Raw genomic sequence first — 6,084 nt, 5'->3', positions numbered from 1 at the left:
TGGCGCGGTTGACGGGGCTCGAACCCGCGACCCCCGGCGTGACAGGCCGGTACTCTAACCAACTGAGCTACAACCGCGCGATGGGGGCGGAATAGGCCACGGGGCGCGGGGCGTCAAGCGCATTCGCGCGAGAAAATGCGCTTTCTCGAAAGAAGTTTTTGCGCGGCATTTTAAGGGGATTGGAAATGAAAAAAGGGACCTCAGAGAGGTCCCCTTTTCAGGCAGCGGTGGCGCGGTTGACGGGGCTCGAACCCGCGACCCCCGGCGTGACAGGCCGGTACTCTAACCAACTGAGCTACAACCGCCCGCTGCACTCTCCAGGTCGCCCCGGAGCGTTTGGGTGTTCTATGGTGAGGCCGCGCCGCCGTCAAGCGCGGTTTGCGCGAAAATGTGAAATTTTCGTGAGTTGTTTTCGGGGTACTTGTTGGGCTGGGTTTGAGGCGGAAAACCGGGTGATTTTAAGGAGGGATTGGAGCACTCTCACATGCTGTCCTTATGGCCGCGACTGACGAACGCTATGGCTTGGAACACCGCTACACCTTGAGCTGCGGGCCACATACCAATCGCTAAACGAGAGAAGAATGTTACGTCGTCAGAGGCTCGAACTCCCGACCCAGACTGACCGCGCAGCGGGCGGGCGTTGGTCGGGCTCACCACTGGGGCAACCGGTTGATCCAAATAAATAGGTTGGAGAAGGTGGTGGGTCGTGAGAGGCTCGAACTCCCGACATCTTCGGTGTAAACGAAGCGCTCTACCAACTGAGCTAACGACCCGACTTGGACCTGATAGCCCAAGGTGGGGGCGGGCTTCAAGCCTATAATGTCAGCCTTTCTTGCTGGCCGTTCTCAAGACGGAAAACCACCCCCTGCCCGCCCTGCATGTCGCGCAGCGCGGCGGGGGTGCGGCCCAATAAAATAAGGCGCAACATGCGTGATGTGATGCCATGGGTGACCAGCACATGGGGGCCGGTCAGACTGTCCAGAAAACGCGCGCAGCGCGCGTGCAGCGCCGCGAATCCCTCCCCCTCGGGGGCGTGTTGGTAAAGATCATAGGAATCACGCGCGGCGGGGGTTTGGCGCAGCAACGCCTCACGTGACTTTCCGGCCCATGCGCCGATGCCAATCTCCCCCAAACGAGGATCGGGCGCAGCCTCCAGCCCCGTCCCCGCCAGCGCGATTTCGGCTGTGACCACCGCCCGCCCCTGCGGGCTGCTGAGCGCCGCGAACCCCGCCAGATCGCAACGCTTTAGAATCGCATTCTGCGCCGCGGCCTGTTCACGCCCCCGCTCGGTCAGCGGGGAATCGAAATGCCCCTGCAGCCGATTGGCAAGGTTCCACTCCGTCTCCCCATGGCGCAGGATATAGAGCGTTGGGTAACGGCTCATGCGGGGGCTTCCAAGATACGCTCGCGCCCGTTTTCCAGCAGATAGACGCAGCCCTGCCTATTGCTGAGCCGACCGGCCTCTCCCGGAGCGACGCCGCAGACCTCTGCCCGAAGCACCTGCCCCCAGAGCCCGTGGGCCACCAGCACCGTGGGCGCGGTCAAACTGTCGAGCACCGCCCGGATCCGCGCCCGAAAGGCCTCTACCCCCTCCCCGCCAGGCGCGGCGGCGTAGATGTCCAACGGAGCCGGGTCGCGGCCCGCAAGGTCGGGGTGCGCCGCGAATATCTCATCCCGGGTTGCCCCCTGCCAATCGCCCGCATGTATCTCCTTCAATCGCGCATCCGTTTGAAAATCGGCCCCATTCAACGCAATCCGCGCCGTCTGCTGCGCGCGGCCAAGCGGAGAGACGAGGATATGCGGCTTTTGCGCAAGGATCGCTGGCATGATCTGTGCCTGCCGCTCGGCCTCAGCAATGCCCTGATCGGTCAGCGGTGAATCGAGATGCCCTTGGAGGCGAAACGCGCGATTCCACTCGGTCTGCCCGTGGCGCAGGAACCAGATTTTGGGATGTGCCGACATGCTCTCTCCGCCCGTGGTGCCCGTGGTATGGGCCGATGGGGATAAGGATCATTCCGACGCGGAGAAGGCAAGCCATGGGACATGGGCGCAGGCTTAGCGCAGCAAGCTATTCTAACGCGAAGGACGGGGAAAATGGTGGGTGATAAGAGATTTGAACTCCTGACATCTTCGATGTGAACGAAGCGCTCTACCACTGAGCTAATCACCCTTGCGGGGCGAAGTAGCCAATTGCGGCGCGGCTTGCAAGAGGGTTCGGCGCAAAAACTGTCGCGGGGTGCGACGCGGCTTGCGCCACGGTGGATACGAAAAACGCGCGCCCCGGAAGGCGCGCGTTGATGACATTCTGACGGGCCGTTCGCCTTAATGCGTGGTCGTGGCGTCCACGCCTGCGGCGCGGGCCTTCATCGCGGCGGCTTCGGCGGCCTCTTGGGCGGCTTCATCCCAATCAATCGCTTTCGGCTTGCTCACCAGCGCATGCTCCAGAACCTCCGAGACATGGCCAACCGGGATGATGGTCAGCCCCTCTTTGACGTTGTCGGGGATATCCGGCAGGTCTTTCTCGTTCTCCTTGGGGATCAGCACCGTGGTGATGCCGCCGCGCAGGGCCGCCAGAAGTTTCTCTTTCAGACCACCGATCGGCATGGCGTTACCGCGCAAGGAAACCTCCCCCGTCATGGCGATGTCGCGCCGCACCGGGATCTGGGTCAGCACCGATACGATCGAGGTCACCATCGCCAGACCGGCCGAGGGGCCGTCTTTCGGCGTAGCGCCGTCGGGCACGTGCACGTGGATGTCCAACGTGTCGAACTTCGGCGGCTTGATCCCGATCTGCGGGGAGATCGACCGGACATAGGAACTGGCCGCGTCGATACTTTCCTTCATCACGTCGCCGAGCTTGCCGGTGGTCTTCATCCGACCCTTGCCCGGCAGGCGCAGCGCCTCGATGGACAGAAGCTCACCGCCCACGGAAGTATAGGCCAGCCCGGTCACGACGCCGATCTGGTCCTTCTCCTCGGCCAGACCGAAGCGATGCTTGCGCACCCCGAGGAACTCCTCGAGGTTGTCGCCGGTCACGGTGACGCTCTCGGCCTCCTTCTTCACGATCTTGGTCAGCGACTTGCGCGCCACCTTGGCGATCTCGCGCTCGAGGTTCCGCACGCCGGCCTCGCGGGTGTAGTAGCGGATCATGCCGGTGAGGGCGGAGTCCTCGATCTCGAACTCCTTCTTCTTCAGACCGTGGTTCTTGATCTGCTTCTGCACCAAATGCTGCTTGGCGATCTCTCGCTTCTCGTCCTCGGTATAGCCCGACAGCGGGATGATCTCCATCCGGTCCAGCAGCGGCCCAGGCATGTTGTAGCTGTTCGAGGTGGTCAGGAACATGACGTTCGACAGGTCGTATTCCACCTCAAGATAGTGGTCCACAAAGGTGCCGTTCTGCTCCGGGTCGAGCACTTCGAGCATGGCCGAGGCCGGGTCGCCCCGGAAGTCCTGACCCATTTTGTCGATCTCGTCGAGCAGGATCAACGGGTTCGTGGTCTTGGCCTTTTTCAGCGCCTGAATGATCTTGCCGGGCATGGAGCCGATGTAGGTCCGACGGTGACCGCGGATCTCAGACTCGTCACGCACGCCGCCAAGCGAGATGCGAATGAACTCGCGCCCCGTGGCCTTGGCGACCGATTTGCCCAAAGATGTCTTGCCGACGCCCGGAGGGCCGACGAGGCACATGATCGGGCCTTTCATCTTGGTCGAGCGCTGCTGCACCGCCAGATACTCGACGATGCGCTCCTTGACCTTCTCAAGACCGTAGTGATCGTCATCCAGCACCTTTTGCGCGCGGCCCAAGTCCTTCTTCACGCGGGACTTCACGCCCCACGGGATCGACAGCATCCAGTCGAGGTAGTTGCGCACCACGGTCGCCTCGGCCGACATGGGCGACATGTTCTTGAGCTTCTTCAGCTCGGCCTCGGCCTTTTCGCGGGCTTCCTTGCTCAGCTTGGTCTCGGCGATCTTGGCTTCAAGCTCGGCAACCTCGTTCTTGCCGTCCTCGCCGTCGCCCAACTCCTGCTGGATCGCCTTCATCTGTTCGTTCAGATAGTATTCGCGCTGCGTCCGCTCCATCTGGGACTTCACGCGCGTCTTGATCTTCTTCTCAACCTGCAGCACGGACATTTCGCCCTGCATCAGGCCATAGACCTTCTCAAGCCGCTCGGAGATGCTCAGCGTCTCCAAGAGATCCTGCTTCTGCTCGACCTCAATGCCGAGGTGACCGGCCACGAGATCGGCCAGACGCGCAGGCTCGGCGCTTTCGCCAACGGCGGCGAGCGCTTCCTCGGGGACGTTCTTCTTGACCTTGGCATAGCGCTCGAACTCATCGGCCACGGTGCGCAGCAGCGCCTGCGTGGTGGCCGCGTCGCCCGGCATCTCGGTCAGATACTCGGCGCGGGCCTCGAAGAAATTGTCATTCTCAAGATATTCGGTGATGCGCACCCGTGCTTGGCCTTCGACCAGCACTTTCACGGTGCCATCGGGCAGTTTCAGCAGTTGCAGCACATTGGCCAGCACACCGGCCTTGTAGATGCCGGAGGTGTCGGGATCATCCTCGGCGGGGTCGATCTGGCTCGACAGCAGAATTTGTTTATCGTCCGCCATCACCTCTTCAAGAGCGCGGACGGATTTCTCGCGGCCAACGAAAAGCGGCACGATCATGTGGGGAAACACGACGATGTCGCGCAGCGGAAGCACCGGGTAGGATGCGTTCAGTGGCTCTAACATGCTCAATTCCTTATCTTAGCAAGACATCCGGGCCCCTGTCATAGGCGGCCTCTGACATCCCCTCTTCTGGACAGGACATGTGTGCATCCCATCCGCCTGTTTCAATCCCTTGCGGGCTGTTCGGCCGCCATCATCGCGCTTCGGCGGGATGGAGGCAAGCGCGTGTTGGGGTGATTTCGCCCCAATAGCGCGCGGCGTAGGACAGGGGCGCCGCGCGGGCGCCCCTGATCGGTCAGGCTTCGGCCTGTTCCAGCGTCGGGTAATCAGTGAATCCTTTGCGCCCACCGCCGTAGTAGGTATCGGTATCGCCCTCGTTCAGCGGGCCATTCATCAGCCATCGGCGCGGCAGATCGGGGTTGGCGATGAAGGGGCGGCCCACGGCGATCAGATCGGCCTTGTCATTGGCCACGGCCTCGATCGCCATCTCGCGGTCATAGCCGTTGTTGGCCATGTAAGGCCCGTCAAAGAGCGCCCGCAGCGCGGCGATGCTTTCGCCCTCGTCCAACTCGCGCGGCCCGCCCGTGGCCCCTTCGACAAGGTGCAGATAGGACAGGTTGTAGCGGTTCAGCCCCTTGACGACATATTCAAAGGTCTCTTGCGGATTGGCGTCTTCGATCCCATTGGCGGGCGAGAAGGGCGACAGGCGCAGCCCCACACGTTCGCCGCCCCAGACTTTCGTCACTGCATCCAACACCTCGAACAGCAGCCGCGCGCGGTTTGCCACGCTGCCGCCATAGGCATCGTCGCGTTTGTTGCTGCCGGTTTTGAGGAATTGATCCAGCAGATAGCCATTGGCCCCGTGAACCTCGACCCCGTCAAAGCCTGCTTTCTTGGCCATCTCGGCGGCATGAGCATAGTCGGCGACCAGACGCGGCATCTCATCCAATTCAAGCGCGCGCGGCTCGGAGGTATCCTCGAACCCGTTGGCGGTGAAGGTCTTCACGCCAGCGGCAATCGCAGAAGGCGCGACGGGCTTGCCGCCATCGGGCTGTAGCGACGTGTGGCTGATCCGCCCCACATGCCACAGCTGGATGACGATCCGCCCGCCTTCCGCATGCACCGCGTCGGTCACCTTGCGCCATGCGGCGACTTGGCCCTCGCTATGAATGCCGGGGGTCTGGAAGTACCCTTTGCCCTCGGGGCTGATCTGGGTGGCTTCGGTGATGATGATGCCTGCACCGGCCCGCTGGCGGTAATAGTCGACATGCATGTCCGAGACTTCGCCAGTCTCATTGTCCGCACGGTTGCGCGTCAGCGGGGCCATCACCAAACGGTTCTCGGCCGCGATCTCACCGGCGGTGAAAGGGGTAAAGAGCTTCTCGGTCATATTCGGGCCTTTCCTTGCAATAG

General features: G+C 62.3%; 4 protein-coding genes and 4 tRNA genes. All 8 read right to left on the bottom strand.

What is annotated here, in order from left to right; translation table 11 throughout:
- A tRNA-Asp gene (locus ACGYLC_RS11345) sits at window positions 1-77 on the bottom strand.
- Between the two features lie 151 nt (window positions 78-228).
- A tRNA-Asp gene (locus tag ACGYLC_RS11340) sits at window positions 229-305 on the bottom strand.
- Between the two features lie 392 nt (window positions 306-697).
- Window positions 698-773: transfer RNA gene (locus tag ACGYLC_RS11335), tRNA-Val, on the bottom strand.
- A gap of 41 nt (window positions 774-814) precedes the next feature.
- Window positions 815-1,384 (bottom strand): histidine phosphatase family protein, encoded by a 570-nt coding sequence (locus tag ACGYLC_RS11330; RefSeq protein WP_394423023.1) that lies wholly within the window; start codon window positions 1,382-1,384, stop codon window positions 815-817.
- Window positions 1,381-1,962 carry a histidine phosphatase family protein gene (locus ACGYLC_RS11325; RefSeq protein ID WP_394423022.1) on the bottom strand — a complete coding sequence of 194 codons (582 nt, stop codon included), beginning with the start codon at window positions 1,960-1,962 and terminating at the stop codon, window positions 1,381-1,383. Before ACGYLC_RS11325 ends, ACGYLC_RS11330 begins: the two co-directional genes overlap by 4 nt.
- A 133-nt stretch (window positions 1,963-2,095) precedes the next feature.
- A tRNA-Val gene (locus ACGYLC_RS11320) sits at window positions 2,096-2,170 on the bottom strand.
- Between the two features lie 152 nt (window positions 2,171-2,322).
- Window positions 2,323-4,734, bottom strand: a complete 2,412-nt coding sequence (gene lon, locus ACGYLC_RS11315; RefSeq protein ID WP_394423021.1) for an endopeptidase La — start codon at window positions 4,732-4,734, stop codon at window positions 2,323-2,325.
- Window positions 4,735-4,966: 232 nt separating this feature from the next.
- The gene (locus ACGYLC_RS11310) at window positions 4,967-6,061 is read right to left on the bottom strand and encodes an alkene reductase (RefSeq protein WP_394423020.1); all 1,095 of its coding nucleotides are present in this window, start codon (window positions 6,059-6,061) and stop codon (window positions 4,967-4,969) included.
- Window positions 6,062-6,084: the final 23 nt, after the last annotated feature.

This window comes from Sulfitobacter sp. 1A12157, from assembly GCF_043557345.1.
In the GTDB taxonomy this organism is placed as follows: Bacteria; Pseudomonadota; Alphaproteobacteria; order Rhodobacterales; family Rhodobacteraceae; genus Sulfitobacter.
This window is presented reverse-complemented; position numbering and strand designations above follow the sequence as displayed.

Bases quoted from the DNA above. Each gene is read 5' to 3' on its own strand.
- ACGYLC_RS11330 (WP_394423023.1), bottom strand. From the start codon at position 1,384: ATGAGCCGTTACCCAACGCTCTATATCCTGCGCCATGGGGAGACGGAG.
- ACGYLC_RS11325 (WP_394423022.1), bottom strand. From the start codon at position 1,962: ATGTCGGCACATCCCAAAATCTGGTTCCTGCGCCACGGGCAGACCGAG.
- lon (WP_394423021.1), bottom strand. From the start codon at position 4,734: ATGTTAGAGCCACTGAACGCATCCTACCCGGTGCTTCCGCTGCGCGAC.
- ACGYLC_RS11310 (WP_394423020.1), bottom strand. From the start codon at position 6,061: ATGACCGAGAAGCTCTTTACCCCTTTCACCGCCGGTGAGATCGCGGCC.